Annotated in this window: 29 protein-coding genes; 13 read left to right on the top strand and 16 right to left on the bottom strand. The window is 62.9% G+C overall.

Annotated elements, in window-relative coordinates; all coding sequences use genetic code 11:
- Positions 1-192 precede the first annotated feature (192 nt).
- From FHK92_RS04430 to norR, 8 genes are all read right to left on the bottom strand, one after another.
- Positions 193-564 carry a putative zinc-binding protein gene (locus tag FHK92_RS04430; RefSeq protein ID WP_181286997.1) on the bottom strand — a complete coding sequence of 124 codons (372 nt, stop codon included), beginning with the start codon at positions 562-564 and terminating at the stop codon, positions 193-195.
- Positions 564-1034: a ubiquinone anaerobic biosynthesis accessory factor UbiT gene (gene ubiT, locus FHK92_RS04435; protein ID WP_181286998.1), complete on the bottom strand. Its 471-nt coding sequence runs from the start codon at positions 1032-1034 to the stop codon at positions 564-566. Before ubiT ends, FHK92_RS04430 begins: the two co-directional genes overlap by 1 nt.
- Positions 1028-1918 (bottom strand): U32 family peptidase, encoded by an 891-nt coding sequence (locus FHK92_RS04440; protein WP_181286999.1) that lies wholly within the window; start codon positions 1916-1918, stop codon positions 1028-1030. The genes ubiT and FHK92_RS04440 overlap by 7 nt, the downstream gene beginning before the upstream one ends.
- 10 nt (positions 1919-1928) lie before the next feature.
- Complete coding sequence (gene ubiU, locus FHK92_RS04445) at positions 1929-2924, bottom strand: ubiquinone anaerobic biosynthesis protein UbiU (RefSeq protein ID WP_181287000.1); 996 nt, start codon at positions 2922-2924, stop codon at positions 1929-1931.
- An 81-nt stretch (positions 2925-3005) separates the two neighbouring features.
- Positions 3006-4241, bottom strand: coding sequence for a molybdopterin molybdotransferase MoeA (locus FHK92_RS04450; RefSeq protein WP_181287001.1), 1236 nt, complete (start codon positions 4239-4241; stop codon positions 3006-3008).
- Positions 4238-4792, bottom strand: a complete 555-nt coding sequence (gene moaB / locus FHK92_RS04455) for a molybdenum cofactor biosynthesis protein B (protein ID WP_181287002.1) — start codon at positions 4790-4792, stop codon at positions 4238-4240. The genes FHK92_RS04450 and moaB overlap by 4 nt, the downstream gene beginning before the upstream one ends.
- A gap of 88 nt (positions 4793-4880) precedes the next feature.
- Entirely contained in the window at positions 4881-5528 is a 648-nt protein-coding gene (gene pdxH, locus FHK92_RS04460; protein WP_181287003.1) for a pyridoxamine 5'-phosphate oxidase, read from the bottom strand.
- Positions 5529-5728: 200 nt separating this feature from the next.
- A complete protein-coding gene (gene norR, locus FHK92_RS04465) occupies positions 5729-7249 on the bottom strand; it encodes a nitric oxide reductase transcriptional regulator NorR (protein ID WP_181287004.1) in 1521 nt (506 codons plus the stop codon).
- A 161-nt stretch (positions 7250-7410) separates the two neighbouring features.
- Here norR and ytfE point away from each other — a divergent pair, with 161 nt between their 5' ends.
- The gene (gene ytfE, locus FHK92_RS04470; protein WP_181287005.1) at positions 7411-8085 is read left to right on the top strand and encodes an iron-sulfur cluster repair protein YtfE; all 675 of its coding nucleotides are present in this window, start codon (positions 7411-7413) and stop codon (positions 8083-8085) included.
- A 140-nt stretch (positions 8086-8225) separates the two neighbouring features.
- Here the strand turns inward: ytfE and FHK92_RS04475 are convergent, their stop codons facing one another.
- Entirely contained in the window at positions 8226-8663 is a 438-nt protein-coding gene (locus FHK92_RS04475; protein WP_181287006.1) for a CopD family copper resistance protein, read from the bottom strand.
- Positions 8664-8688: 25 nt separating this feature from the next.
- Entirely contained in the window at positions 8689-9879 is a 1191-nt protein-coding gene (locus FHK92_RS04480) for an NnrS family protein (RefSeq protein ID WP_181287007.1), read from the bottom strand.
- A 598-nt stretch (positions 9880-10477) separates the two neighbouring features.
- Here FHK92_RS04480 and FHK92_RS04485 point away from each other — a divergent pair.
- Positions 10478-11161 carry a Crp/Fnr family transcriptional regulator gene (locus FHK92_RS04485; protein ID WP_181287008.1) on the top strand — a complete coding sequence of 228 codons (684 nt, stop codon included), beginning with the start codon at positions 10478-10480 and terminating at the stop codon, positions 11159-11161.
- A complete protein-coding gene (locus FHK92_RS04490; RefSeq protein WP_181287009.1) occupies positions 11158-11358 on the top strand; it encodes a protein DnrP in 201 nt (66 codons plus the stop codon). The genes FHK92_RS04485 and FHK92_RS04490 overlap by 4 nt, the downstream gene beginning before the upstream one ends.
- Positions 11359-11362: 4 nt before the next feature.
- Here the strand turns inward: FHK92_RS04490 and FHK92_RS04495 are convergent, their stop codons facing one another.
- The 3 genes from FHK92_RS04495 to FHK92_RS04505 all read right to left on the bottom strand — a co-directional run bounded on the left by FHK92_RS04495 (position 11363) and on the right by FHK92_RS04505 (position 15267).
- Positions 11363-13201 carry a nitric oxide reductase activation protein NorD gene (locus FHK92_RS04495; protein WP_181287010.1) on the bottom strand — a complete coding sequence of 613 codons (1839 nt, stop codon included), beginning with the start codon at positions 13199-13201 and terminating at the stop codon, positions 11363-11365.
- A gap of 194 nt (positions 13202-13395) precedes the next feature.
- Positions 13396-14823, bottom strand: a complete 1428-nt coding sequence (locus FHK92_RS04500) for a cbb3-type cytochrome c oxidase subunit I (protein WP_181287011.1) — start codon at positions 14821-14823, stop codon at positions 13396-13398.
- A 3-nt stretch (positions 14824-14826) separates the two neighbouring features.
- A complete protein-coding gene (locus tag FHK92_RS04505; protein WP_030137671.1) occupies positions 14827-15267 on the bottom strand; it encodes a c-type cytochrome in 441 nt (146 codons plus the stop codon).
- Positions 15268-15564: 297 nt separating this feature from the next.
- Here FHK92_RS04505 and FHK92_RS04510 point away from each other — a divergent pair, with 297 nt between their 5' ends.
- Both FHK92_RS04510 and FHK92_RS04515 read left to right on the top strand, forming a co-directional pair.
- Entirely contained in the window at positions 15565-17610 is a 2046-nt protein-coding gene (locus tag FHK92_RS04510; protein WP_181287012.1) for a lipase family protein, read from the top strand.
- 28 nt (positions 17611-17638) lie between these two features.
- Positions 17639-18409: a hypothetical protein gene (locus FHK92_RS04515; protein WP_181287013.1), complete on the top strand. Its 771-nt coding sequence runs from the start codon at positions 17639-17641 to the stop codon at positions 18407-18409.
- Positions 18410-18535: 126 nt separating this feature from the next.
- Here the strand turns inward: FHK92_RS04515 and FHK92_RS04520 are convergent, their stop codons facing one another.
- From FHK92_RS04520 to FHK92_RS04530, 3 genes are read right to left on the bottom strand one after another with little or no spacing between them, the layout of a single operon-like run.
- Positions 18536-18781: a cytochrome C oxidase subunit IV family protein gene (locus FHK92_RS04520; RefSeq protein ID WP_181287014.1), complete on the bottom strand. Its 246-nt coding sequence runs from the start codon at positions 18779-18781 to the stop codon at positions 18536-18538.
- A gap of 12 nt (positions 18782-18793) precedes the next feature.
- Positions 18794-19378 carry a cytochrome c oxidase subunit 3 family protein gene (locus tag FHK92_RS04525; protein WP_181287015.1) on the bottom strand — a complete coding sequence of 195 codons (585 nt, stop codon included), beginning with the start codon at positions 19376-19378 and terminating at the stop codon, positions 18794-18796.
- The gene (locus FHK92_RS04530; RefSeq protein ID WP_181287016.1) at positions 19362-20165 is read right to left on the bottom strand and encodes a CbbQ/NirQ/NorQ/GpvN family protein; all 804 of its coding nucleotides are present in this window, start codon (positions 20163-20165) and stop codon (positions 19362-19364) included. The genes FHK92_RS04525 and FHK92_RS04530 overlap by 17 nt, the downstream gene beginning before the upstream one ends.
- 197 nt (positions 20166-20362) lie before the next feature.
- Here FHK92_RS04530 and nirS point away from each other — a divergent pair, with 197 nt between their 5' ends.
- The 8 genes from nirS to ahbB (FHK92_RS04570) all read left to right on the top strand — a co-directional run bounded on the left by nirS (position 20363) and on the right by ahbB (FHK92_RS04570) (position 25959).
- The gene (gene nirS, locus FHK92_RS04535; protein ID WP_181287017.1) at positions 20363-22054 is read left to right on the top strand and encodes a nitrite reductase; all 1692 of its coding nucleotides are present in this window, start codon (positions 20363-20365) and stop codon (positions 22052-22054) included.
- A gap of 24 nt (positions 22055-22078) precedes the next feature.
- Positions 22079-22387 carry a c-type cytochrome gene (locus FHK92_RS04540; RefSeq protein WP_030137677.1) on the top strand — a complete coding sequence of 103 codons (309 nt, stop codon included), beginning with the start codon at positions 22079-22081 and terminating at the stop codon, positions 22385-22387.
- Between the two features lie 165 nt (positions 22388-22552).
- Positions 22553-22882, top strand: a complete 330-nt coding sequence (locus tag FHK92_RS04545) for a c-type cytochrome (protein WP_181287018.1) — start codon at positions 22553-22555, stop codon at positions 22880-22882.
- Positions 22879-24057, top strand: a complete 1179-nt coding sequence (locus FHK92_RS04550; protein WP_181287019.1) for a cytochrome D1 domain-containing protein — start codon at positions 22879-22881, stop codon at positions 24055-24057. Before FHK92_RS04545 ends, FHK92_RS04550 begins: the two co-directional genes overlap by 4 nt.
- Before the next feature lie 2 nt (positions 24058-24059).
- Positions 24060-24518: an Lrp/AsnC family transcriptional regulator gene (locus FHK92_RS04555; protein WP_181287020.1), complete on the top strand. Its 459-nt coding sequence runs from the start codon at positions 24060-24062 to the stop codon at positions 24516-24518.
- Positions 24515-25027: a siroheme decarboxylase subunit beta gene (ahbB, locus tag FHK92_RS04560; protein WP_181287021.1), complete on the top strand. Its 513-nt coding sequence runs from the start codon at positions 24515-24517 to the stop codon at positions 25025-25027. The genes FHK92_RS04555 and ahbB (FHK92_RS04560) overlap by 4 nt, the downstream gene beginning before the upstream one ends.
- On the top strand, positions 25020-25463 hold the full coding sequence (locus tag FHK92_RS04565; protein WP_181287022.1) for an Lrp/AsnC family transcriptional regulator: 444 nt from the start codon (positions 25020-25022) through the stop codon (positions 25461-25463). Before ahbB (FHK92_RS04560) ends, FHK92_RS04565 begins: the two co-directional genes overlap by 8 nt.
- Positions 25438-25959, top strand: a complete 522-nt coding sequence (gene ahbB, locus FHK92_RS04570) for a siroheme decarboxylase subunit beta (RefSeq protein ID WP_181287023.1) — start codon at positions 25438-25440, stop codon at positions 25957-25959. The genes FHK92_RS04565 and ahbB (FHK92_RS04570) overlap by 26 nt, the downstream gene beginning before the upstream one ends.
- Positions 25960-25966 lie beyond the last annotated feature (7 nt).

Genomic DNA, 25966 nt, shown 5'->3' on the forward strand with positions numbered 1-25966 from the left:
GGGCAAAAGCGTTTTGGTTACTTTTGCGCTGTTCAAAAGTGACCCGCTGTAAGAGCGGAACCCTAAGCGGCCGTTACCGCAGAAATGGATATACACACCAATCCACCATTACCGCAGAAATGGATATACACACCAACCCACCACTACCACAGAAATAGATACACACCAAAACCGCCGCTACCGAAGAAACGGCTACCCACACCCCACCTCCATCAACCCAACCACCCGCGAAAACACCCGCTCGATCTCAGGCTCACCGCAATCAACCCCAACCCGCTTGCGCAACCCCAGCTGGCTCAGGATCAAATGCACATCCGCCGTCAGATCATGCAACCGCAAACAAGCCTGCACGCACTGCAACGGACAGCCATCCAACGCAACGATCCGCCGCCCCGAACGCGCCTTGTTGACCAGCGGCGGCACCTGCCCGCCCACCCCGACGATGCAAGACATCTCCGCCAGGCCCGCACGGTCCAGGCGCAACGCAACGGTATTGGCCAGTTGCGCCACGTTCGAGCAACCGGAACACGAATACACCAAGGGAAGCGCGTCAGAGGCTTTCATCACACGGTCGCCAGCCCTTTGCCCGCCCGTTCCAGATTGCGCCAGAGCCACGGCGGCAGTACATCCGGATCAAGACTGTCGATCAAGTTCTTCAACGCCAGCCCCAACTCAGTATCCCCTTCAATCACCAACCGCCGACGAAAGAACAACGTGTCCGGATCTTCCTGACGGCTGGCGAGCAAGAGAAACTCCCGCCAGTTGCCGCTGATACTCACCTGGGCCTCGGCCCGTTCGGCAATGCGCAATCCATCCCGCGCCAAGGTCAGGTACCAGCACAACTTCAGGTCAAGCACCCGAAGACACAGCCAGCGGTCGCGCAGTACCTCGAACCCGCCATCGCGCAGCGGCTCGGCCAGGCAGCGGTTGAGCGCCTGTTGCAAGGCCAGCCGCTGCACCACGAACGGCACCTTGCCCACCAGTGGCAGCACCCGGTCGGCGCCTTTGAGCAGCCATTTCTTCGGACTCAACACAGGCCCGCCTCCTCTACTTTCAACATGCCAGCGTGGCCATGCCAATAACCGTTGCAACCGTCCACGAACAGCGGCGGTGCCTCGCCCTGGCGGACCTTGTCGAAGGCCATGACCACGTCGGCCATGCCTTGGGCGCGCGGGCTGAGGCGCAGCACGTCGGCGCCGCAAGCGGTCAGCGCGTGGTAATCGGCGAGCAGGTTCGTCACCTCGCCCGACATCGTCTGGATACCGTTGAGGGTGAACAGTTGCTGCCCTTCCTGGCTGCTCAATGCCAGGCCGTCGGGGTAGTTGATGCAACAGAACTGGCAGTCGTCCTTGGGCCGGTTTTCGGCGCGGGCGGTAAAGCAACGTGCCGAATAGGCCAAGGGCAAGTGACCGTAGGCGAAGATTTCCACTTCCGGCAGGTCACGGTCCATCTCCCGCACTTGCTCCAGCACATCGGCGATCAGTGCCGCCGAGCATTCAACCGGCGGCACCCAGCGAATCATGCCGCTGTCGAGCAGTTGCCCCAGGGCGTGGCCGTTGTACAGGTTCAGCGCCGGACCACCGATAAAAGGCAGTTTGCGTTCGGCCATGAACTGCACCGCGCCCATGTCATTGGCCTCCACCAACAAATCGCCGTTGTCACACAGACGGCGCAGCGAGGACAGTTCCGACGCCGCTTCGATCAGCGTCAGGCTCGACAACACGATTTGCGCCTGGCTGCACGCTTGCAGCTCGCGCCCCAAGCCCAGCCATTGATCCAGGGAGAACGCCCGGCGCTTCGAGCAGACGGTTTCCCCCAGGTAGATCATGTCGAGCGGCAAGGCCGACATCTCGGCGTAGAAATTTCCCAGTTGCGCTTTGTCCCAATAAAACAGGACGGGTCCCAGGCTGAGTTTCATCAGGCCTCCCTCATTGCCATGATCGATGGTAGGCGCCCAGGGTGGTCTGGCTGCCTTCGGACAGACCGGCCAGCACCTGGCGCCATTCTTCGCGCACGCGGAAACGCTGGGGCGCGGCGTGGTGTGCATCCAGCGCGGCGCGCCAGACCCGGGTGACTTGCTCGACGTACGCCGGGCTGCGCTGGCGACCTTCGATCTTCACCGCTTCGACGCCGATGGCCGCCAGTTCCGGCAACAGGTCGAGGGTGTCGAGGCTGGTGGGTTCTTCGAGGGCGTGGAAGCGCTTGCCGCCCACCAGGAAGCGACCTTTGCACAGGGTCGGATAGCCGGCCGGTTCTTCTGGGGTGTAGCGGTCGATCAGCACTTCGCTCAGGCGAGCGCTCAAGCCATCGGCGTCCTCGCTCCAGCGCACCGCCTTGGCCGGGGAGCAGACGCCGCAGAGGTTCGGCGACTCGCCCGTGATGTACGAAGACAAGTGACAACGGCCCTCGGCCATGATGCACAGGCTGCCGAAACCGAAGACTTCGATCGGCACCGGGCTGCCGGCGGCCACCTGTCGGACCTGGGCCAGGGATAACACGCGCGGCAGCACGGCACGACGAATGTCATAGCGCTGCGCGTAGAACGCCAGCGCCGCCGCGTGGGTGGCCGAGCCTTGTACGGAAAGGTGCAACGCCAAACGAGGATGGCGCTGGCTGGCGTAGCTGAGTACGCCGGGGTCGGCGGCGATCAGCGCATCCACGCCGAAATCGGCCGCGCGGTCCACCGCCCGCTGCCAGCGCTCCCAGCCCTTGGGTTGCGGGTAGGTGTTGACCGCCACGTAGAGTTTGCGTTGGTGCTGGCGGATGTAGGCGACCGCTGCGTCGAACTGTTTGTCGTCCATGTTCAGCCCGGCGAAGTGCCGGGCGTTGGTGTCATCGCGAAAGCCGACATAGACGGCATCGGCGCCTTGGCGCACCGCCGCTTTGAGGGCTGGCAGATTCCCTGCCGGGCAAACCAGTTGCATGGGGCATCCTCGTGAGGAAACTAAGGGCGCCGCCAGTCTAGCCAGCCAACCGGCGGCGACCTTGACGGCAGTCAATTGCCATCAATGCATCAGGTTCGCGAATGGCAGATACATCACCGGGTCGTGCTTGTGCACTTGCGTCTCGCGCTCCACTACCGCCAGGCCGTCGGCCCAACAGGCTGCCGTCAGCATCGCCGAGCTTTGCTGCGGGTGCAGTTCAATGCACAGCTGCCCGTCAACGCCCGCGACCAATCGGGCCCTCAGGTATTGCCGACGACGGTTGCGCTTCAACCAGTCGAACCCGGCGGGCACTTGCAGCGGCGCAGGCAATACGTCCCGCACGCCCTGGGCCCGGAACAGGAATGGCCGAACGACGATCAACGCGGTAATCAACGCCGCCGAAGGATTGCCTGGCAGGCCGATCCACGGCTTGCCCTCCACATCGCCGAACGCCAGGGGCTTGCCCGGCTGGATCGCCAGGCGCCACAGGTCGATGCTGCCCAAGGCTTCGATGGCGTGCTTGAGGTGATCCTCCTCACCCACCGAGACACCGCCGGAGGTGATCAGCACATCGCATTCGGCCGCGGCCAGGCGCAACGCTTGGCGACTGGCCAACAGCTGGTCGGGCATGACGCCGAAGTCATGGACTTCCAGGCCCCAGCCACGCAACAACGCGGCGAGGCTGTGGCGATTGCTGTTGTAGATCTGCCCCGGCGCCAATGGCTCGCCCGGTTCGCGTAGTTCATCGCCACTGCTGAGCAAACCTACCTGCAACGGACGAAAGACTTCCACCCGATCGATCCCTGCGCCGGCCAGCAATCCCAACTCCTGGGCGCGCAGGCGCGTGCCGGCACCGAGCAGTCGATCGCCCCGGCGCAGCTCCTCGCCTTCCTTGCGAACGTGGTCGCCACGATTGACCGATGGCAGCCAGACCCGCTCGCCTTCGACCCGGCAGCTTTCTTGCGGCACGACCGTATCGGCGCCCGGCGGCAACGGCGCGCCGGTAAAAATGCGTACCGCCCGCCCCGCCGGCAGCGGCTCGCCCGGCCCATCGCCCGCCGCGATCCGCCCGGCCAGCACCAAACAACCGCCCGCCATGGGCAGGTCTTCGGCGCGCAAGGCGTAGCCGTCCATGGCACTGTTGTCCCAGGCCGGCAGGTTCATCGGGCACAGGACGTCGGCAGCCAGCACCCGCGCCAAGGCCTGATCCAGAACCACCCGCTGCACCGGCGGAGTCGGCGGCGCCTGGTCCAGCAGATGCCGGATCGCCTCGTCCACTGGCGTCAACACACCGCTGTCGCACACCTTGCCGGTCATGGGCGCGTCTCGCAGGCGGTGGGCGCGATGCCTTCCTGAGGCTTGAGATGCGGGGTGAAATTGCACGGCCCGGTGCGCCCGTCCAGTTGCCCGGCGAGAATTTTCTCCCAACCGGTCCGGCAAGCTCCCGGCGAACCCGGCAAGCAAACGACCAGCACGCCGTTGCTCATGCCGGCCAACGCCCGTGATTGCAGGGTGGACATGCCGATTTCCGCCAGCGACACCTGACGGAACAATTCGCCAAAACCATCAACGTGCTTGTCGAGCAATGGCGCCACCGCTTGGGGCGTGTTGTCACGCGCGGTGAAACCGGTGCCGCCGGTCATCAGTACCACCTGTACCGTGGGATCGGCGATCCACTGCGAGACTTGTGCGCGGATCTGATAGATGTCGTCCTTCACCAGCGCCCGGTCGATCAGGTTATGACCGGCGCTTTGCAGCAGGTCGGCCAGGGTCTGGCCTGATGAATCGGTTTCAAAGGTGCGGGTATCGCTGATGGTCAGGACCGCGATGTTCAGCGGCTGGAAAACGCGTTGGGTCAGATGGGCCATGGTCAGCCGTCCTGTCAGAAAAGATGGCCCAGCCTGAACTGCAATCAATGCCGGGCCTATTCCTCCATGGAGGTACCTCCCTTGGTATTCAGGGCGCCAGGCGACTGCGCTGCCAAACACCCTCTTCAAGCCGATAATCGAGACGGTCATGCAGACGATCGGCGCGGCCCTGCCAGAATTCGACCCGCTCGGGACGCAGGCAGTAACCACCCCAATGCTCGGGACGTGGCACCGGTTGATCGGTGAAGCGCTGCTCGGTTTGCATCAACATGGCGTCCAGTGCAGCACGGTCAACCAACGGGCGGCTTTGCGGCGAAGCCCAGGCGCCGAGACGGCTGGCGACGGAACGGGAATGGAAGTAGGCATCCGACAGCGCCGTATCGAGTTTGCGAACCGGACCTTCGATGCGCACCTGTCGCTCCAGGGCCGGCCAGAAAAATGTCATGGCCGCCCAGGGATTGTCCGCCAGGTCGCGCCCCTTGCCACTCTCGTAATTACCGAAGAACGAAAAACCGTCCGCGCTGAAGCCCTTGAGCAGCAACACCCGACAGTGAGGCCGGCCCTGCTCGTCCACGGTCGCCAGGGCCATGGCGTTGGCTTCAACCGGAGGGCTTTCGGTCTCGCGGGCCTGTTGCATCCAAACGCTGAATAGCGCCAGGGGATCGTCTGGCGACTGGGCTTCGTCCAACCCATCAAGGGTGTATTGGCGGCGCATGTTGGCCAGGGAAAGGGGCATGACGGTGAGCTCCACTGTGGGTTTCGGCCAGTGTGGAGTCGGCTGGGGTGGGTGGCCTTGATCGTTGTCAATGCCAACTTCTATGGTGGGTTCCAGGACGCCATCGCGAGCAAGCTCGCTCCCACAGGGGACCTGTGTTCACCGCAGATCAACTGTGGGAGCGAGCTTGCTCGCGATGCAGCCGCCTCGGTGTACCGCCTTTACTTAAGCCCCAACCGCCGCGCCAACTTATGCAAATTGCTCGGATCAATCTCCAGCAACCGCGCCGCCCCCGCCCAATTCTGCGCGCAGCGCTCCAAGGCCTTTAGGATTGCCTGGCGCTGGCATTCATCCACCGTGACGCTCAGGGGCCGCAACGGCGCGTCCACCCTTTCTTCTTGCGTATCGATGGCGGCTGCGCTGGCACTGACGTCCAGATCCAGCACCTGCGGCTCGAGGGTCATGATCACCCCGCGATTGGCGCCACGGCTCAGCGCCTTCAGCGCCGCGCGACTGATGACATGCTCCAGCTCCCGCACGTTCCCCGGCCAGCTATACGCCAACAACGCCTGTTCGGCCGCCGGCGACAGGCGCAAGCCACGCAAGCCCAGTCGCGTGCGGTTCAGTTCGAGGAAATGCCCGGCCAGCATCAACACGTCGTGGCCGCGTTCGCGCAGCGGTGGGATCGGCACCGGGTAGACCGACAGCCGGTGATACAGGTCAGCGCGAAACAGCCCTTCGCGAATGCTGTCGGGCAAGTGCCGGTTGGTGGCGGCGATGATCCGCACGTCGACGTGCAGCGGCTTGTCCGCCCCCAGTCGCTGGATCTCGCCGTTCTGCAAGGTCCGCAGCAACTTGGCCTGCACGCTCAACGGCAACTCGCCGACTTCATCAAGGAACAACGTGCCGCCATTGGCCGCGTCGAAGCGCCCGGCGCGGTCGGTGGTTGCCCCGGAAAACGCGCCTTTGACGTGGCCGAACAATTCGCTTTCGGCCAGGGACTCGGGCAACGCCGCGCAATTGACCTGCACCAGCGGCTTATGCCCGCGCCGCGAGAGGCGGTGCAGCCGCCGGGCGAACAATTCCTTGCCCACGCCGGTTTCCCCCAGCAGCAACACCGGCAGTTCCGAGTCGGCCAGTACGTCCAGCTCGTTGAGCAATTGCTGCAGTCCTTCGCTGCGGCCAAGGATTTCACTCTCTTCGGTCGGCAGGCGCAGGTCCGCCGGGTCACTGCGCGACGCCCGCAGGCTACGGTTCTCCTGCTCCAACCGAGTGACGCGCACCGCCGCCTCGATCTGTAAGGTGCAGCGCTTGAGCTCTTCCCGGGCGCGACTGTCGAACGTGCCGGCGTGCAGCGCATCCAGGGTGATCGCCCCCCAGAGCTGACCTTCCACATACAGGCTCACGCCCATGCAGTCGTGCACCGGCAGCGGCTCGCCGACGTGATGAACGAGCAAGCCGTCATACGGATCCGGCAAACGACTGTCCGGCTCGAACCAGGTCGGCTCGCGCGACGCCATGATTGCCGCCAGGCGCGGGTGCTGGGCAATCACAAAGCGCCGGCCCAGTGCTTCGTGGACCAGGCCAACGGTCGCCACCGGCCGGAGGCTGTCCTCGTCCAGGCGCAGCAAACCGACGGCGCCGCTGTTGAAGTATTCGCGCAGGGTCTGCACCAGGCGCTGCAATCGCACCGCATTGGGCAGCTCGACGATCAGGTCGGCGGCCAGGCTTTCACGCAGCATGGTAGTGATGACCCTCCAGGGTTCGTTTGACCCTTCACGGTCAGGGTGACAATCACCCTGCCAAAATTTTATCGCTTGTTTTTCAATGGGTTGAATCTGGCACGTCGGCTGCAACGTGAGCGGTCATCTGTCCCTCCCGGGATTCAACCCAAGGAAACATGATGAGCCTCGACCTGCTGGAACAAAGCCTCGGCCAACTGGCCTGCGACATTCCCGGTGCTACCCGTACCTTCCATCACTACAGCCTCGACTTCTGTTGCGGCGGGCAAAAGTCCTTGCGCGAAGCGGCGCTGAGCAAGGGCCTGAACCCGCTGCTGATCGCCGATGCCCTGCGCACCCTGCAAGCCGCCGGCGAGCGCGGCCACGACTGGCGCGATGAACCCCAGGCGCTGTTGATCAGCCACATCCTCGAACGCTACCACGCCCGCCATCGCGAACAACTGCCGGAACTGATCCGCCTGGCCCGGCGTGTCGAAACCGTGCATGGCGCCCGCGCCAGTTGCCCCAACGGCCTGGCCGATCATCTGCAGGACATGTACCAGGAACTCGAAGGCCACATGCTCAAGGAAGAACAGGTGTTGTTCCCGATGCTGCAACGCGGCCTGGGGGAACGCGCCTCGGCGCCGATCCAGGTGCTGCGCTATGAACACGACCAGCATGGTGAAGCACTGGAAACCCTGCTCGCCCTGACCGACCAGATCACCCCGCCCGCCGACGCCTGCAACACCTGGCGCGCCCTGTATCGCGGGCTGGTGGAGTTTCGCGATGACCTGATGCAGCACATCCACCTGGAAAACAATGTGTTGTTCGTCAATGCGATGAAGCCTGCAAACTAATTATCCAGCCACTGCATCATCTCTCTGTGGGAGCGAGCTTGCTCGCGATGGCATCAGGTCAGGCAGCCCTGAGTTGACTGATCCACCGCTATCGCGAGCAAGCTCGCTCCCACAAGGGTTCGGCGGTGTTCTCTCGAACTCTAGAACTGCCAATAGAACATCGCCTTCGCCAACACCACGATCACCACCATATGCCCAAGGATACTGCGCCGCAGCCAGCAGGCCCGGCGCGGTGTCAGCCGACCACGCTTGAGCCAGTACGCCAGCCAGACGTAATGCCCGACGATGCTCAGGGCCAATACAATCTTCAAGCTCAACAACAGCCCGAAGCTGTTGCTGAACGGCTGGCTCAATGCGCCGCGATGCTGCCAGGCCAGGGCGATGCCGGCGCCATAGAGCACCAGCACCACGCCGTGAAGTACCCGTCGCGAGCGTTGGGCAATCGCCTGATCTGCCCCGTCCCGGACCGTCTGCGACAAAGGTCGACGGGCGGCATGCCAGATGAACACCTCGAAGAACAGCGTGCCAATGAAGGCAATGGCCGCCAACAGGTGCGTGACCAGCAAGACCCCATACATTATCGAATTCCTCCGCCCAGTCGGCTCATCCTGGATGCCCATCCACCCGGCTCTTCAGCAGCATCGGCCCATAGCGCCAGGCGTAGAGACCGAACGCCAACGTCCAGCACACTCCCGCCAGCCACAGCGCGGCGAACGGCAACAGCAGCACCAACAGGACGCGGCTCAGGCACGCCAGGTTCAAAAGGATAAATGCCAGGGTCATGCCCGCCGGCGGTTCGAGGGGGCGCCCGGTGTGGCCCAGGCTGACGCGGGCGATCATCGCCAGGATCAACCCGGCCATGGCGCCGATGGTCAAGCTGTGGACCGCCAGGCTCGGATTCACCGGCACGCCGAAGTGCCACAGCGCCATGCCCAGGCACGCCACCGCCAGCCAAGCGTAGGCCAGGTGCAGCGACCACAGCAGCGACACCCGCCACAGGTCCCGGTCATACCAACGCACCAGCCGGATCCCATGGCCCACCGCCAATGCTGCGAACAACAGGCCAATCCAGACGCTGGGCGCCAATGCCGGACCGAAGGCATACAACAACGCCACCAGCGCCGAACCCGCTAGCAACAGGCGATCGAGCCACGGCCACGGCGCCACGCCGTCCACGCGACCGAGGCCGCGCTGGGTGAAGAACGGAATGACCCGCCCACCGATCAACCCCATCATGGCCGCCACTAGCCACAGGCCGGTGAGCACACTCTGGCGCTGCAAGCCCTCGTTGTGCTGGACCAGGCCGTACACGGATAAGCCATCGGCAGCCGCCAACAGCAGCAACACCAGCACAATCGGGTAATTGCGCTTCTGCCGCACACGCCACAACGTCAAGCCCATCAACGCGGCGACGCCCAAGGCGAAAGCCAGCTCAAGGGCCGTTAGCAAGGGCAACGGTGCATCAACCAACCAGGCCAATCGCGCCCCCAGCCACACCAACGCCAGGGCCGCCAACCGCTTGCCGCTGAGCCCCGGCGTACCCGTCCAGGTCTGCACCGCCGTCAGCAGGAACCCGGCGATGATGGCCAGGCCGAAACCGAACAGCAATTCATGACGGTGCCAGGCCAGCCAACCCCCGGCCGGTTGCCAAGCCGACAGCCGCCCGCTGAACACCGCCAGCCACAGCGGCACCACCAGCAGCGCGAGCACGCAGCCGCCCAGGAAGAACGGCCGGAACGCCAGGCGCCACAACGGTGGAATCGCCATGGCCTTGCGACGGTCAAGCACTTGCATACACCACTCCTCAGCCCCCGCTGAAACGCCAGCGAGGTGCGACAAACCCAGGTTCGAATGATCGACTATCGACGCGCACGGGCCTTGTCTCAGATCAAGCCGGCGCATCGGCAACCGCATGCTTCGCTCAGGGGACTTGCAAGGGGCTTGCCGAACCCGGTCGCAACGCCACGTGCCAAACGGGTCCTGTGTTGGCCTCGGGTTTGTTTTCACCGCGGCTCCCCTGTGGGAGCGAGCTTGCTCGCGATAGCGGTCTTGCATCCGACATCAATGCCGCCTGACCTACCGCCATCGCGAGCAAGCTCGCTCCCACAGGGTATGGTGTTTAGCACCCTATCGTGGTGATTGATACCCTGACAGCCAAGGGTCATTTTTACCCTCACCGGCCCTGACGTCCCATCTATCAACACCTCCAGCCATGGCCCGGCTCTTGCTCAAGCACGGCATCACCTTCTACTTCCGGGGTCATCCATGAAATCCGTCGTCCTGCCGCTCACCTGGTTCGTCGTCCTCTCCTGCGTCGTGGCGCTTGCCAGCGGCCTTTCCCTGAGCCTGGTCTGACCCCGATCACTTCTTCGCTATCACAAGGATCCACGCCATGGTGCTCCACCGCGTCCATCATCAGATTTTGCGCAGCCATCATCTCTTCGAGCCGCTGAACGAAGAACAGCTCGACGAGTTGATGAGCCACAGCCAACTACTGAGCATCGACAAAGGCGATCCGCTGTTTCGTCAGGGCGAACCGGCGCAGGCGTTCTACTTTGTAATCTCCGGGGCGGTGAAGATCTTCCGGTTGACCCCGGACGGCCAGGAGAAAGTCTTCGAGGTGATTGGCGAACGCCAGACGTTCGCTGAAGCCATGATGCTGATGGACACGCCCAACTACGTTGCGTCTGCCGAAGCGGTTGGCCCGACCCAGTTGTATCGCTTGTCCAACGCCACCTATATGCGCCTACTGCAAAGCAACAGCCGGCTGACCTTCGCCCTGCTCGGCAAGCTCTGCGTGCGTTTGCACCAGCGGGTCAACGAGATCGAAACCCTATCGCTGAAGAACGCCACCCACCGCGTGGTGCGCTACCTGCTGACGCAACTGGTGCGCCTACAAACCGTCGACAGCCAGTTCGAATTGCCGATGGCCAAGCAGTTGATCGCCGGGCATCTGTCCATCCAGCCGGAAACGTTTTCGCGGATCATCCGGCGCCTGATCGATGAAAAGATCATCACCCAGGACGGTCGCCAGATCGCCATTCTCGATCGCCTGCGCCTGGAGCAGTTCGAATGATCGCGCAGCCCACTTGCCTGTATTGCCAGCATGCCAACCCCGTCAACCAAACCGAGTGCCGCCGATGCGGCATGCCCCTGCCGGCTGAAGCGGCGCTGGCCGGTGAGCGCCGGTTGCGGCGCTTCACCTGGTTCTGCGTCGGCTTGACGATCTTCTGCATCGTCATGTTCTTCTGGCTGCCGCGCAGCATCGCCTGAACGCTCAATCCTGAGTCAACTGCCGATACAACTGCGGTAACCGCAGCGGCAGTTGCTCGGGCTGGCGAATCAGCGTGTAGCCGTTGGCGCCAAACATGTACGGCAGATAATCCCCCGCTTCCCGGTCGATGGTGATGCAGAACGGCGTCAACCCCTGGCGTCGGGCCTCCAGCACCGCCTGGCGCGTGTCCTCGACCCCGTAGCGACCTTCATAGAGGTCCAGGTCATTGGGCTTGCCGTCACTGATCAACAGCAACAGTTTGCGCCGCCGCTTGCACCCCGCCATGCGCTGGGTAGCCTGGCGGATCGCCGCGCCCATGCGCGTGTAGTAACCGGGCTTGAGCCCCTGGATCCGGCCCCGGGTCTGGTCGTCGTAGCGCTGGTTGAAGGCCTTGAGTTCATGCATCCGCACGTTCTGCCGGCGCAGGGAGGAAAACCCGTACAGGGCAAAATCATCCCCCAGCACCAACAAGGTTTCACCGAACAGCAACAGGCTGTCGCGAATCACATCGATCACCCGGTGTTCGTCGTTGAGGTGGGCGTCGGTGGACATCGACAGGTCGGCCAGCAGCAGGCAGGCCAGGTCGCGGCGTGTCTGGCGCTGGTCCATGAACAGTCCACGTTCGCTGCATTGACCGTGTTGGCGCTCGACGTGGAAATCCAGCCACGCCTGCAAATCCAGTTCGCTGCCCTGGGTCTGCTGGCGCAGCCATTGGCGATCGTTGCGCAAGTGTTCGAACTGGCGACGCAGGCGCTGGGCAGGGCCTCGCAGGCGCAACGGCAATGGTTGGGGCTCACAATCGCGAGGAATAAACGTCTGCACGCAGACGAAATCGTCCTGCAGGCGCTGCTTGCGGTAGTCCCACTCCGGCAGCCGAACGCCTTCGCCAAGCGGCACGTCATCGACATCCGCCGGCGGCAAATCCAGGTGCAACTTCAAGCCACCACCCTTGCGCAGGCGCGTACGGGAAAGGGTCAGTTGATCGAGGTCCTCAGCGACGCGGGCGGCGTCCGGGTCTTCGCTGTCGTCCGACCAGCGATCGAGGTCCACGTGCTCGGTCCAACTGAACAGGTTTTCCAGGCGCACGATCAGCAGGCCACCGTCGCGCGTGGTGTCGTCGATGCGTTCGGCGCGCTTGCGGCCGCCCTGCTGTTCACCCGGCGGCGTCGCCAGGTATTGCTCGGATTCTTCCAGGTCCGCCGCCTGGGGATTGTTCAAATGCTGAGGCGGATACAGCCACAACGGCAACGGCCAGGCCGCCCGTTCGCTGCGGGGAAAATGCTCGACACTGCCCGGCTCGCGCAAGGCTTGGCACAACGCCCGCTCCAGGGCGGCTTCGGCGGGATTCAGTGAGTCAGCGTCAGGGCGCAAGGACAGGTGCGCCTCCACCAGTCGCCGGTAGCGAGGGTGTAGCGCCGGGTAGCGTTTCAACACGGCCAAAGTCCAGCGCTGGTTGTCCCGCCCCCAATGCCGCATCGGCCCCGACTGCGCGGCCAGCAACGCCAGCCAGCGATACAGTTCTTCGTTGAGCCCAACATCGGGAAACGCCGCCAGGCTTGCCGGCAGCCGCAGGTTGTCGCCATCGCAGCAGGCCAGCGGTACTTGCTTGCAGGTACCGGCGATCTGCTGCAACAGGTTGCGCCGCAGCAGTAGGTCGCGGTCACTGACCGCTTCGACGCCCAGGTGTCGGGCACCGCCCGTGGCGCGAAACAGCACCTGCAGCGAGCGTTGCCGGGGAACCAGCTCGACCCGTGCCTCGGGGAAATCGGCACTGGCCCGGCGGGTAATGAAACGGTGCCAGACACTGCCGACCCATTCTTCCAGCTCGAGGGTGAATGCCATGGTCACTCTCCTATCAACCCGTTGCAGTGAAGGGACTGATTTGTACTGCTCTTCGTGGCGAGGGAGCTTGCTCCCGCTTGGGTGCGAAGCGCCCACAAAAAAGGGTCTGCTGCGCCCGAGGCGTCGGACCGGCCCAGCGGGAGCAAGCTCCCTCGCCACAAAAGCTCTCTCGCCACAGATTCAGTGGTGTTCTCTCATGAAGGCACCACCGCCGCCGGTGCCCGCAGCGCTGCACGCCCACGCTGGCGGAAGCTCAGCAGGTAGCAGAGCAACCCGGCCAGGAACCCGACGCCGCTGACCAGTCGCGCCCAGAACAGCGGCTTCAAATGATCCATCGTCGCCATGAACGGCAAGGCACTGCCATCCGTCATCCAGCGTTGTAGCCAGACCTGGACGATACCGGCTGCAGTGAGGAACAAAGTGATCATCACCATCGACAAGGTCATCAGCCAGAAGCCCCAGATCTCCAAGCGTTGCGAGCGCTCGTCCGCCGCCTCACCCAAGCCGCGCAAGCGTGGCATGGCGTAGCTGATCAGCGTCATCACGATCATTGCGTAGGCGCCGTAGAAGGCCAGGTGACCGTGGGCCGCGGTCAGTTGCGAACCGTGGGTGTAGTAGTTGACCGGTGCCAGGGTATGGAGGAAACCCCAGACGCCAGCGCCGAAGAACGCGGTGACCGTGGTGCCCTTGGCCCACAACGTAGCGGCGCGGTTCGGGTGATGCCGACGACGGTTTTTCACCATGCTGAAGGCGAACACCACCATCGCCAGGAACGGCAGCGGTTCCATCGCCGAGAAAATCGAGCCGACCCACAACCAGACCTCGGGCGCGCCGATCCAGAAGAAGTGGTGACCGGTGCCGATGATCCCGGTGATCAGCGCCATGGCGATGATCACGTACAGCCATTTCTCCACCACTTCGCGGTCCACGCCGGTGATCTTGATCAGGACGAAGGCGAGCATCGAACCCATGATCAATTCCCACACGCCTTCCACCCAAAGATGCACCACCCACCACCAGTAATACTTGTCGCGGGCGAGGTTTTCCGGGTTGTAGAAGGAGAACAGGAAGAACACCGCCAGGCCGATCAGCCCGGTCATCATCACCATGCTGACGGTGGTCTTGCGGCCTTTGAGCATGGTCATGCCGATGTTGTAGAGAAAGCCCAGGCACACCACGACGATGCCCATCTTGGTGATCGTCGGCTGTTCCAGGAACTCGCGGCCCATGGTCGGCAGCAGGTCGTTGCCGGTGTACTTCGCCAGCGTCGCATAAGGCACCGAGAGGTAGCCCAGGATTGTCGCCACACCGGCGGCGGCGAACACCCAGAACAACAACAGCGCCAGTTTCGGGCTGTGCAGCTCGCGATCGGCCTCCTCCGGTATCAGGTAGTACGCCGCGCCCATGAAGCCGAACAGCAGCCAGACGATCAGCAGGTTGGTGTGGACCATGCGGGCCACGTTGAAAGGAATCAGCGGGAACAGGAAATCGCCGACCACGTATTGCAAGCCCATGATCAAACCGAACAGCACCTGCCCGAGGAACAGCATCAGGGCAAACACGAAATAAGGTTTGGCGACGGCCTGCGAGGCGAATTTCAGATGCGGATTAGCCATTCTCATCTCTCAGCCCTCCTTGTTTGGCGGCCAGCCATTGGTGTTTATCTTCGAGCTCCACTTGAGGAACTCGGCGATGTCGTCGACCTCCTGCTCGCTCAGGTTGAACTGCGGCATGGCCCGACGGCCGGGGACGTTCAGCGGCTGCATCTTCATCCACGCCTGGAGAAACGGCTTGAACGCCTCCTCGCCGCCGCGCCGGTTCACGACGTTGCCCAGCTCCGGCGCGAAATACGCACCCTCGCCCAGCAGCGTGTGGCAGCCGATGCAGTTGTTGCGCTCCCAGACGCCCTTGCCGCGTATCACCGACTCCGTCAACTGCGCCTGGTTGCTGCGCTCCGGAAAGGTCTGTTCCGTGTGGTAGGTCAGGGCCAGGAATATCAGGAAGAAGAAAATGCTTCCCCCGAAGTAAATGTTCCTGGCCATGCCTTTGGTGAAGGTATCTGACATGGTCACTTCCTCATTGCTTGGCGTGCTCATTCTAGGAAGCGAGAGGTTCGGAACCGCTTGATGGCGATCAAGAATCTCCGATGGTTTTGGTGGGTTGTTGTTGGCGGGAATGGGCTTGGAGGGTTTGTGGCCTACAGCGTGGAGTGATGGATCCTTCGGAAATTTCCCAAAATTGTAAAAGCGAGGTGGTGTTGGTGGAGTAAGGCGTTGGGGTGGGGCAGGCTCGCTTCGGAAATGACTGCATCCGTTGGGCAAGGCGCCCATTCGCAGTGAAGGAAAACCATCAAGGAACGATCAATGAACGACACCCGGCACCGTACGGATACGCTTAATCCATTCAAAGTCATCATCGTCGGCAAACAGAAACAGCACTGGATCGAATTCCAACTGCTGGACGAACAAGGTGAACCCTTGGCGAATATGCCCTTCCGTGCGCAGAACGAGGCCACGCGCACGGCCTATGTTCCCGAATACGTCGGCGTCAGCGATGCCGATGGGGTGATCCGTATCGAGGGTTTGCACCCATTGGCCATCACCTTGTTGCTGGAGGCCAATTCGCTGGCCGGGCAATTGCAAACCCGTCGTTTGCGCGCCGAACGGCCTGAGCCACACAGGCCTATAATTGGCGACCGTACCCCGCTGTACAGTCCGCAGCGTTCGGGTTTTTCTCCAATCGAACGACAGGCCATTGAAGCCGGGCATGGCTACCACTACCTGCGTATCGGCCAGTTGTGTGATCGGCTCCCCGATCTGTCCCCGCCATTGACCGACGCCAGTCAACCGCCAGCCTTTCATTTCCCGGACCGGACGTTCAGTGGTTTTACGGTCGACGATGAACAACTGGACCGCCGCCATGTGCTGGAGGTTTGTCCGCTCCGGGCCTGGTCGCTGGTGCTGCATCACCAACCCGATTACAGCCTCGCCAATGCCTACAACCTGGGGTTGATGAGCATCTTGTCGTACAGCACATGGCCGGAGCAGGACCGGGGTTCCGTCAAGGAATTTTTCGACCAGCAATGCCTGGACCTTTCACGTACGCCGAGGATATGGGACGAGGGCCAGAATTGGCCTTGTCTGGTCAGTGATGTGCCTTTTGATGAGCGCTATACAACGGCCGAAGCGTTGGACACCCGTCAGGCGCGCCCCCCGGAAGGAGACACGCAACTGTTCTACGCCATCAATGGAACCCAGGTGCTGGTGGCTTGGCGCGGCACCGAGATGGCCTACCCGTTTACCGACCTGGCCACAGACGTGACCTTTCGACCGGTCCAGCCGGAAATTGCTGCCAACTGCGAACCCAAGGTGCCCTGTGCGGACCTGACGCCGGAAGGGAGCGTGCATTTGGGCTTTCGCGATGCCTATGAGGTCGCAAGAAGAGTTTATGCGGAAGATTTGGGCGAAGAGATTCCTGAAGCTATAGGCGGTAAACAGTTGTTCATCTGCGGCCATAGTCTTGGTGGCGCCTTAGGGCTGATTCATGCCGCCTCGCTGAAAGCGCACAGTCCGCTGCTGTATACCTACGGCATGCCGCGCACCTTCACCCTCAAGGCTGTTCAAGGCCTGGGTGAATTGCGGCACTTCCGGCACGTCAACGACACCGACACCATCCCCAGCGCGCCACCCGAAGCGGCGCTGGATAATTACCTGTACGACTTGTACGGCCCGTTGGGCACGACCCTGGGATTTACCTGGTCATTGCTCCAGCTAACAGCCAGCACGGTGTTCAAGCATGGCGATCCTTTTTGTCACCACGGCGAAATCGCCATGTTCTTCAGGGCCGAACAACACTTGCAGGAACGTGGCTCGCAATACCCGGCCTATCGCAACAAGGATGGGCTCGGCGCGCCTTACTACACCACCATCGCTCGTCCCCTGCATGAAAAGGCCAAGTTCTACCTCGTACCCAGCCTGAGTCCTGAGGACGATCAACAGGCCAAGCAAGCGCAAGAAGGCCTGATCGGCACGCTGCGACCGGGTGATCGGGCCCGATATTTCCCACCCCACGGCAACCCCAAGAAGGGCCGACTGAGTGGCCTCGGCAACCATTTCATGTCCGAGTATCAACCCTACCTGCATAACCATCTGCTGGAGTCGATCAACCCCGAGCGGGAGCCCTTGATGAAGGAGCAGCTTGAGCGACAACGCTTTGAGCAGCAGATGCACGAGCATTTCAGCCACATCCACGAACACGAGCGGGACCGCAACCGGGTCTTCCTGGGTTTGCAGGGTTTGCTGCCCCAGGCGTTGGGCTCCACACAGGAGGTCGAGGGCGGTATCGAGGCGTTACAGCGCTTCGATGCCGTGGCCAACCCGAATACCTACTTTACGAAAACCTGGAGCTGAGTCCGTCGACACGACCAAGGAGTGGATCATGATCAAGAAAATACCCCTCGCCATAATGACAACGGTCGTCAGTCTCAGCGGCTGCGCCAAGGACTACAGCCTGGCGCCACCGGCGGACAGCGAAAAAGTGACGGTGACAGTGAAAGTGCCTAAGGATCTGACAGCGAGACCCATGCAGGTCATTTACCGTTCCACCATCTGTACATTCACCGACCACACGGCAATGGGTAAGCCTTATCAACGTGACGATTATCAGCGAACTGATATATGGCCTGTTCGCCAAGGACAGGGTGACCTCTATCGAGCCGAGCTGCCTATGGACGGTGGCGGCGCGTGCCAATGGCGCTTGAGCAACGTCACCTTCGGTGTCGTTTATGCCGACCCGACTCGTTTTGGCGAGAGCGTGGTTGTTGGCGGCGGCGGCGGCATTGTGGTCATCTTCGATCAAAACAACTCTCCACGGGGAGGAGCAGACTTCCAGATCGATGGTGACTTAATGATCAAGAAGGATTACTACCCATGGTTAAAGGAAAATTTCCTAGACGGATATGTAAAGCGCATCAGTTTGGCAGGCGAAGCTAGTCTCTACCTTAAGTATCAAGCCCTACAGGCCCGGCAAGTATTTTTCGAACCCATACTGCATGCCAATTACCTGGTCACCTCTGAAGGAACGAAAGTTCATAAGGTGGGAAGCTTCATTAAATTTACCTACCCCGACGGCACTGTAGTGGCCGATGGTTCACATAATCCGGACCTGCGCAAGCTACAAGCCATTCGCCTGGCTGCGGAGAACAAATAAGAGGTCGGTCCCTACGTCCGTATTCCAGACCAACCACTCCCCTAATTAGCAACCTCCCCACATTCGTCCAGTGTCACATTCGTAGCGAGGGGCCCGCTCCCTCGCCACGGGCGTTTACGCAGGGACTCAAACCCCAAACGAAACCCCCACCGCCAGCACCACCGCCCAGCTCAACACCAACCGCCGCCACCCGCGCGGTGCATGGCGCAGCTCCATGAAGCCGTCGGCGATCAGCCAGGCCTTGGTCACGGCGACTGCAAGGATGGCGATTGCCACCAGCCCGTTGGCAGCGACCTGGGCTAAGGCAACGGTGGCGGTGCTGAGCACGGCCAGCATCGTCCAGCAGATGATCAGGACACGGGACGTCGACATAGGCACCTCCATTCAATCGAGGATGTAGACCACCGGGAACAGCAGCACCCAGACCAGGTCCACCATGTGCCAATACAGCACGCCGGATTCCAGCCCGCTGTGTTGCTGCGCACCGTAGCGCCGGCGGCGGCAGCCCTCGGCCAGCCATGCGAGGATGACCATGCCCAGCAGCACATGGAGGAAATGGAACGCGGTGAGGATCCAGTACAAGGTGAAGAAGGTGTTGTGTTCCATGCCGAGGCCGTTCGCCAGCAGGTGGGCATACTCGCTGAGTTTGATTCCCACGTAGCCGCAGGCGAGCAGCAACGCGCCACCTAACAAAAGCGCGGCTCGACGCGGTCGGTCTTGCCGGGCTTGTTCCAGGGCCAGGGCGGCGAACAGTCCGGCGGTCAGCAGGCTGAGGGTCATCGCCAGGCCCGTGGAACGGTCTAGCAACTGGCGGCCTTCGCTGAACATCTGCGGGTGCAGCGCCTGGGCGACGGTGAACGCGAGAATCAGCAGCGCGAACACCGACAGCTCGGCGAGGATGAAGAACCACATCGCCAAATCCCCGGGCAACCGCCGGGCCACATCCACATGTTCAGCCGAAGTGAACATCGACCACATCCATCAGCGCGGCCACGGTTTGCGGGTCATCGCTCAACGGTTCGGCCAGGCACGCCAGGCAGGCCTGGCGCGGGTCCATGCCGGCGCCGATCATGCGCGCTGTGAAGATCAGCAAACGGGTGGACGCGACCTCCTCCAGGTCATGCTGATCGAGCCGGCGCAGCGCCTGCCCCAAGCGCACCACCTGGGCGGCCAAGGCCATGTCGACGCCGGCCTCTTGGGCAACGATGCGCTCTTCGTCGGCCACTGTCGGGTAGCCAAAACGCATCGCCACGAAACGCTGGCGCGTGCTCGGTTTCATGCCCTTGAGCAAGTTCTGGTAACCGGGGTTATACGACACCACCAGCATGAACGACGGCGGCGCCTGCAAAACCTCGCCGGTGCGTTCCAGGTACAGCTGCCGACGATCATCCGCCAGCGGGTGCAGCACCACCGCCGTGTCCTGGCGCGCCTCGACCACTTCGTCCAGGTAGCAGATGCCGCCCTCGCGCACCGCCCGGGTCAACGGTCCGTCCTGCCACCAGGTGCCTTGGGCGCCGATCAGGTGACGGCCGACCAGGTCGGCGGCGCTGAGGTCGTCGTGGCACGCCACGGTGTACAGGGGCAGTTTCAGCCGATGAGCCATGTGCTGGACAAAACGGGTCTTGCCACAGCCCGTCGGCCCCTTGATCAACACCGGCATGCCGTGATGCCAGGCCTGTTCAAACAGCGCCTGCTCGTTGTCCTGGGCTTGATAGAAGGGTTCGTCGGGGTGTTGCGCGGTATGGATTGCGTTCATGGAATGGCCTGATCAGACAGCGGATTGCCACTCAAACTACGAGGCCCTGCGACAACCTGGCAAGGCTTGCGGCCGGCAAACTTGATCGCCGTCAAGCGGTTAACCATTGCCCTCGGCATAGCCTTGCAACGCACCAAGAATCTGCGCGCCGGATGACATTTATGGGGCAGCGCGGGTCATGCCTGAGGAGAAATGGAATGCTGATCAGCCACAAAAAATCGTGGGCGATGAGGGTCACGGCGCTGTGTACAGTGCTGGCCTCCCCTTACGTCTTCGCCGACCAACCGCCTGCGCAGGCCACTTCGCAGGACAGCCCGCGCATGGTCAAGACCGACGGCGCGCCGGACCTGAGCCAAGCCGACTTCGATGCGGCCAAGGAAATCTACTTCCAACGCTGCGCCGGCTGCCACGGCGTGCTGCGCAAGGGCGCCACCGGCAAGCCCCTGACACCCGATATCACCCAGGCGCGCGGCCAGGCCTACCTGGAGGCGCTGATCACTTACGGCTCCGCCGCCGGCATGCCGAACTGGGGCACCTCCAACGCCTTGACCAAAGACCAGATCACGGTGATGGCCAAGTTCATCCAGCACACCCCGCCGACACCGCCGGAATGGGGCATGGCCGAGACCCTCAAGACCTGGAAAGTCCTGGTCAAGCCCGAGGACCGCCCCACCAAGCAGTTGAACAGTCTGAACTTGCAAAACCTGTTCTCGGTAACCCTGCGCGACGACGGCAAGATTGCCTTGATCGACGGCGACACCAAGAAGATCGTCAAGCTGATCGACACCGGTTACGCGGTCCACATCTCGCGCATTTCAGCCTCCGGGCGTTATCTGCTGGTGATCGGTCGGGACGCCAAGATCGACATGATCGACCTGTGGCCGAAAGAGCCGACCAAGGTCGCGGAGATCAAGGTGGGCATCGAGGCGCGCTCGGTGGAAACCTCCAAGTTCAAGGGCTACGAAGACAAGTACACGATTGCCGGTTCGTACTGGCCACCGCAATTCACGATCATGGACGGCGAGACCCTGGAGCCCAAGCAGATCGTTTCCACTCGCGGCATGACCGTCGACACCCAGCAATACCACCCCGAACCTCGCGTTGCGGCGATCATCGCCTCCCACGAATGGCCGGAATTCATCGTCAACGTCAAGGAAACCGGCAAGGTGATGCTGGTCAACTACCAGGACATCAAGAACCTCACCATCACCAGCATCGACGCCGCGCCGTTCCTGCATGACGGCGGTTGGGACAGCAGCCATCGCTACTTCATGACGGCCGCCAACAATTCCAACAAAGTCGCGGTGATCGACTCCAAGGAACGCAAGCTCACCGCCCTGGTGGATGTCGGCAAGACCCCGCACCCGGGACGTGGCGCCAACTTCAACCATCCGCTCTACGGACCGGTGTGGGCCACCAGCCACTTGGGCGATGCCGGGGTTTCGCTGATCGGCACCGACCCGGTCAAGCATCCGCAATACGCCTGGAAACAAGTGGGTTCGCTGCAGGGCCAGGGCGGCGGTTCGCTGTTCATCAAGACCCACCCACAGTCCCGTCACCTGTACGTCGACACCACCCTCAGCCCGGACGCCAAGCTCAGCCAATCGGTGGCGGTGTTCAACATCGACAACCTCGACGCTGGCTACACCGTGCTGCCGATTGCCGAGTACGCCGGTATCAAGAAAGGCGCGTTGCGCGTGGTGCAACCGGAATACAACAAGGCCGGCGATGAAGTCTGGTTCTCGGTCTGGAGCGGCCAGGAAGACGAGTCGGCGCTGGTGGTGATCGACGACAAGACCCTCAAGCTCAAGGACGTGATCAAGGATAAGCGCCTGATCACCCCGACCGGGAAATTCAACGTCTACAACACCCAACACGACATCTATTGAGCCCCATCAATAAGAGGAAAAACCATGAAGCCTATTCTGATCGCACTGGCCTTGACCGCCGCCTATAGCCTGCCGGCCCTGGCCGATGATGGCCCGACACTGTTCAAGAGCAAGCCGTGCGCGGCCTGCCACTCCATCGACACCAAGGTGGTAGGCCCGGCGCTCAAGGACGTCGCGGCAAAAAACGCCGGCGTCGCCGGAGCCCAGGACGTATTGGCCAAACACATCAAGGAAGGCACCCAAGGCAACTGGGGACCGATGCCGATGCCGGCCAACCCGGTGACGGAAGAAGAGGCCAAGACGCTTGCGGCTTGGGTCTTGACCCTTAAGTAATCCCATGACCCGTGGCGAGGGAGCTTGCTCCCGCTGGGCTGCGAAGCGGCCCCAAAAACAACCTGACGACTCGGTGTGTCAGGCAAACCCAAGGTGCTGCTTCGCAGCCAGCGGGAGCAAGCTCCCTCGCCACAGAAGCGGTGCAATTTCATTCAGGAGGACGTCATGGAACGACACAGCTTCACCCCCTCGATCATCGCCCTCCTCCTGCTTATCCCCGCCTGCGCGCTGGCCGCTCCCGACCCGTCGCGCCAGGCCCAACTCCAACATCTTCTGGACCAGGACTGTGGCGCCTGCCACGGCCTGCGCCTGACCGGCGGACTCGGTCCGCCGCTGACCCGCGAAGCGCTGGCGGGAAAATCCCGCGACAGCCTCATCGCCACCGTCACCCTCGGCCGCCCCGGCAGCGCCATGCCCGGCTGGGCACCGCTGCTCGGCACCGACGACATCCGCTGGTTGGTGGACCGGCTTCTTCAAGGAAAACCCGCCCGATGATCCGTTCCCTTCTGTCCACTGTCACCGCCGCAATCCTACTCGCCGGTTGCGCCCAGCCCACCCTGCGCGGCACGGGCGACCTGGGCGTGGTGGTGGAGCGTGCCAGCGGCAGCCTGCAGATCATCGAAAGCGACAACCGCAGCCTGCTCGCCCGCGTCGAAGGCCTGGGCGACCTGTCCCATGCCTCGGTGGTTTTCTCCCGGGACCAGCGCTACGCCTACGTATTCGGCCGCGACGGTGGCCTGAGCAAAGTCGACCTGCTGACCGCCCGCATCGACCGCCGCATCCTCCAGGGCGGCAACAGCATCGGCGGCGCGATCAGCCAGGACGGCAAGCTGATCGCCGTGTCCAACTACGAACCCGGCGGCGTGAAGGTGTTCGATGCCAAGACTCTAGAGCAGATCGCCGACATTCCCGCCACGCCGCTGCCGCAGGCCGGCAAACGTTCACGGGTGGTGGGCCTGGTGGACGCGCCAGGCCAGCGTTTCGTGTTCAGCCTGTTCGACACCGGCGAGATCTGGACCGCCGACTTCAGTGACGGACCTAACCCGCGCATCGAGCGCTTCACCGGCATCGGCCAGCAACCCTACGACGCGCTGATCACCCCGGACGGGCGCTACTACATGGCCGGGCTGTTCGGCGAAGACGGCATGGCGCAACTCGATCTCTGGCATCCGGAGCACGGGGTCAAGCGCGTGCTGGGGCATTACGGACGCGGCGAGGCTCGGCTGCCGGTCTACAAGATGCCGCACCTGGAAGGCTGGGCCGTGGCCGGCCAACAGGCCTTCGTGCCCGCCGTCGGCCACCATCAAGTGCTGGTGATGAACGCGACGAACTGGCAGCAGGTCGACGCCATCGCCGTCGCCGGCCAACCGGTGTTCGTTACCGCGCGACCAGATGGACACCAGCTCTGGGTCAACTTCGCCTACCCGGACAACGACCGCGTCCAGGTCATCGACACCCAGACCCACGCCATCGTCGCCGATCTGCGTCCCGGTCCTGCGGTGCTGCACATGGAATTCACGGCGCGCGGCGATCAGCTGTGGCTGTCCGCCCGCGATGGCAATGAAGTGCAAGTCTGGGATCCCTATCGACTGGAACGGATCGGCACGCTGCCGTCACTGAGCCCCAGCGGCATTTTCTTCAGCAGCCGCGCGCACAAGCCAGGGTATTGACCATGACACCCAGCCCACTCGCCCGTCGCATGATCGACCGCTTCCAACACGGCCTGCCACTGTGTGCCGAACCCTACAAGGCCATGGCTGACATCCTCGGTTGTAGCGAAGCGCAGGTCATCGATTGCCTCCAGCATTTGCAACTGGCGGGAACCTTGTCGCGCGTCGGGCCGGTGTTCGAACACACCCGGGCCGGCGCCAGCACACTCGCCGCCCTCGCCGTGCCGCCGGAGCGCTTGCATCAGGTGGCGGCGCGCGTCAGCCAGTACCCGGAAGTCAATCACAACTACGCACGGGAGCATCGCTACAACCTCTGGTTCGTGCTGACCGGCCCCGACCGCGCCCACCTGGACACCATCCTCCAGGAACTGGAGCAGGACACCGGCCTCACGCCGCTGGACCTGCCCATGCTCACCGCCTACCGCATCGACCTGGGCTTTGCCCTGGAGGCCACCCCATGAACACCGCCCTGAGCGAGTCACAATCCCTGGCGCTGCGCCGTCTGCTGGAGACCGGCCTGCCCCTGGCCTCGCGTCCGTTCCAAGCCTTGGCCGAACAGATCGAGGCCAGTGAAGCGCAGGTACTTGAGCAAGTACGGCTATGGAACGAGCAAGGCCTGTTCCGCCGCGTCGGCCTGGTGGTCAACCATCGGGCCTTGGGGTTCTGCGCCAACGCCATGCTGGTGCTGGACGTGCCCGACGCCTTGGTCGATGAAGTCGGGCGACGCCTTGGCCAAGCCCCGGGCATCAACCTTTGCTACCAACGGCCACGGCGCCTGCCGCAGTGGCAATACAACCTGTTCTGCATGATCCACGGGCGCCAGCGCGACCGCGTCGAGGCCCAGGTGCAGGCGTTGCTCCAGGAACATCTGCTGGATGACCTGCCCCACCAATTGCTGTTCAGCACGCACCTGTTCAAGCAATGCGGCGGACGTTTCGCCGCACCGGCCGGAGCCTCGATCGATGGATGACCTCGACCGTCGCCTGATCAATCGCCTGCAACTGGGCTTGCCGCTGGTGCGCCATCCTTGGGAACACCTGGCCCGCGAGCTGGACAGCAACAGTGCCGACCTGCTCGACCGCTTGCATGAGTTGCTCAATGAAGGCGTGCTCACCCGTTTCGGCCCGATGTTCGACATCGATCGCCTCGGCGGCGCGTTCACACTGGCCGCTCTGGCCGTGCCCGAAGCGCGCTTCGATGCCATCGCCGAGCTGCTCGCGGACATGCCCGAAGTGGCCCACAACTACCGCCGCGAGCACGCCTGGAACATGTGGTTCGTGCTCGCCTGCCCCAGCGAACAGGCAATCACCGACACGCTGCTGCGCATCGAACAGCTGACCGGCCTGGTACCGCTGAACCTGCCCAAGGAGGAGACCTACCATGTCGGCCTGTATTTCCCGGTTTGATTCGTTGCCCGTGGAACAAACCCCGCTGGCGCTGCGCCTGGTCGAACTGACCCAGGCCGGCCTGCCCTTGCTGGAAGATCCCTGGAGCTGGCTCGCCGAGCAACTGGGCCTGAGCGTCGAGTCCACCCTCGACCTGCTCAAGCGCCTGCAGGCCGAAGGCGCGATCCGCCGCATCGCCGCCGTGCCCAACCACTATCGCCTCGGCTACCGCCACAACGGCATGACCGTCTGGGATGTCGCCGACGCCGACATGCCACGCCTGGGCGCGCTGTTGGGTGAACAGCCCTTCGTCAGCCATTGCTACCGCCGTCCGCGCCGCCCGGGCTGGCGCTACAACCTGTTCGCCATGGTCCACGGGCGCAGCCGCGAGGAAATCGACAGCTACCGCGAGCACCTGCGCTATCTGCTGGGGGATGCCTGCGCCGCCGACGACATGCTGGTGAGCAGCCGGATCCTGAAGAAAACCGGCCTGCGCCTGACGCCGGCCGCGCGCTGAGCCTGCG

Source organism: Pseudomonas brassicacearum subsp. neoaurantiaca (assembly GCF_013608025.1).
In the GTDB taxonomy this organism is placed as follows: domain Bacteria; phylum Pseudomonadota; class Gammaproteobacteria; order Pseudomonadales; family Pseudomonadaceae; genus Aquipseudomonas.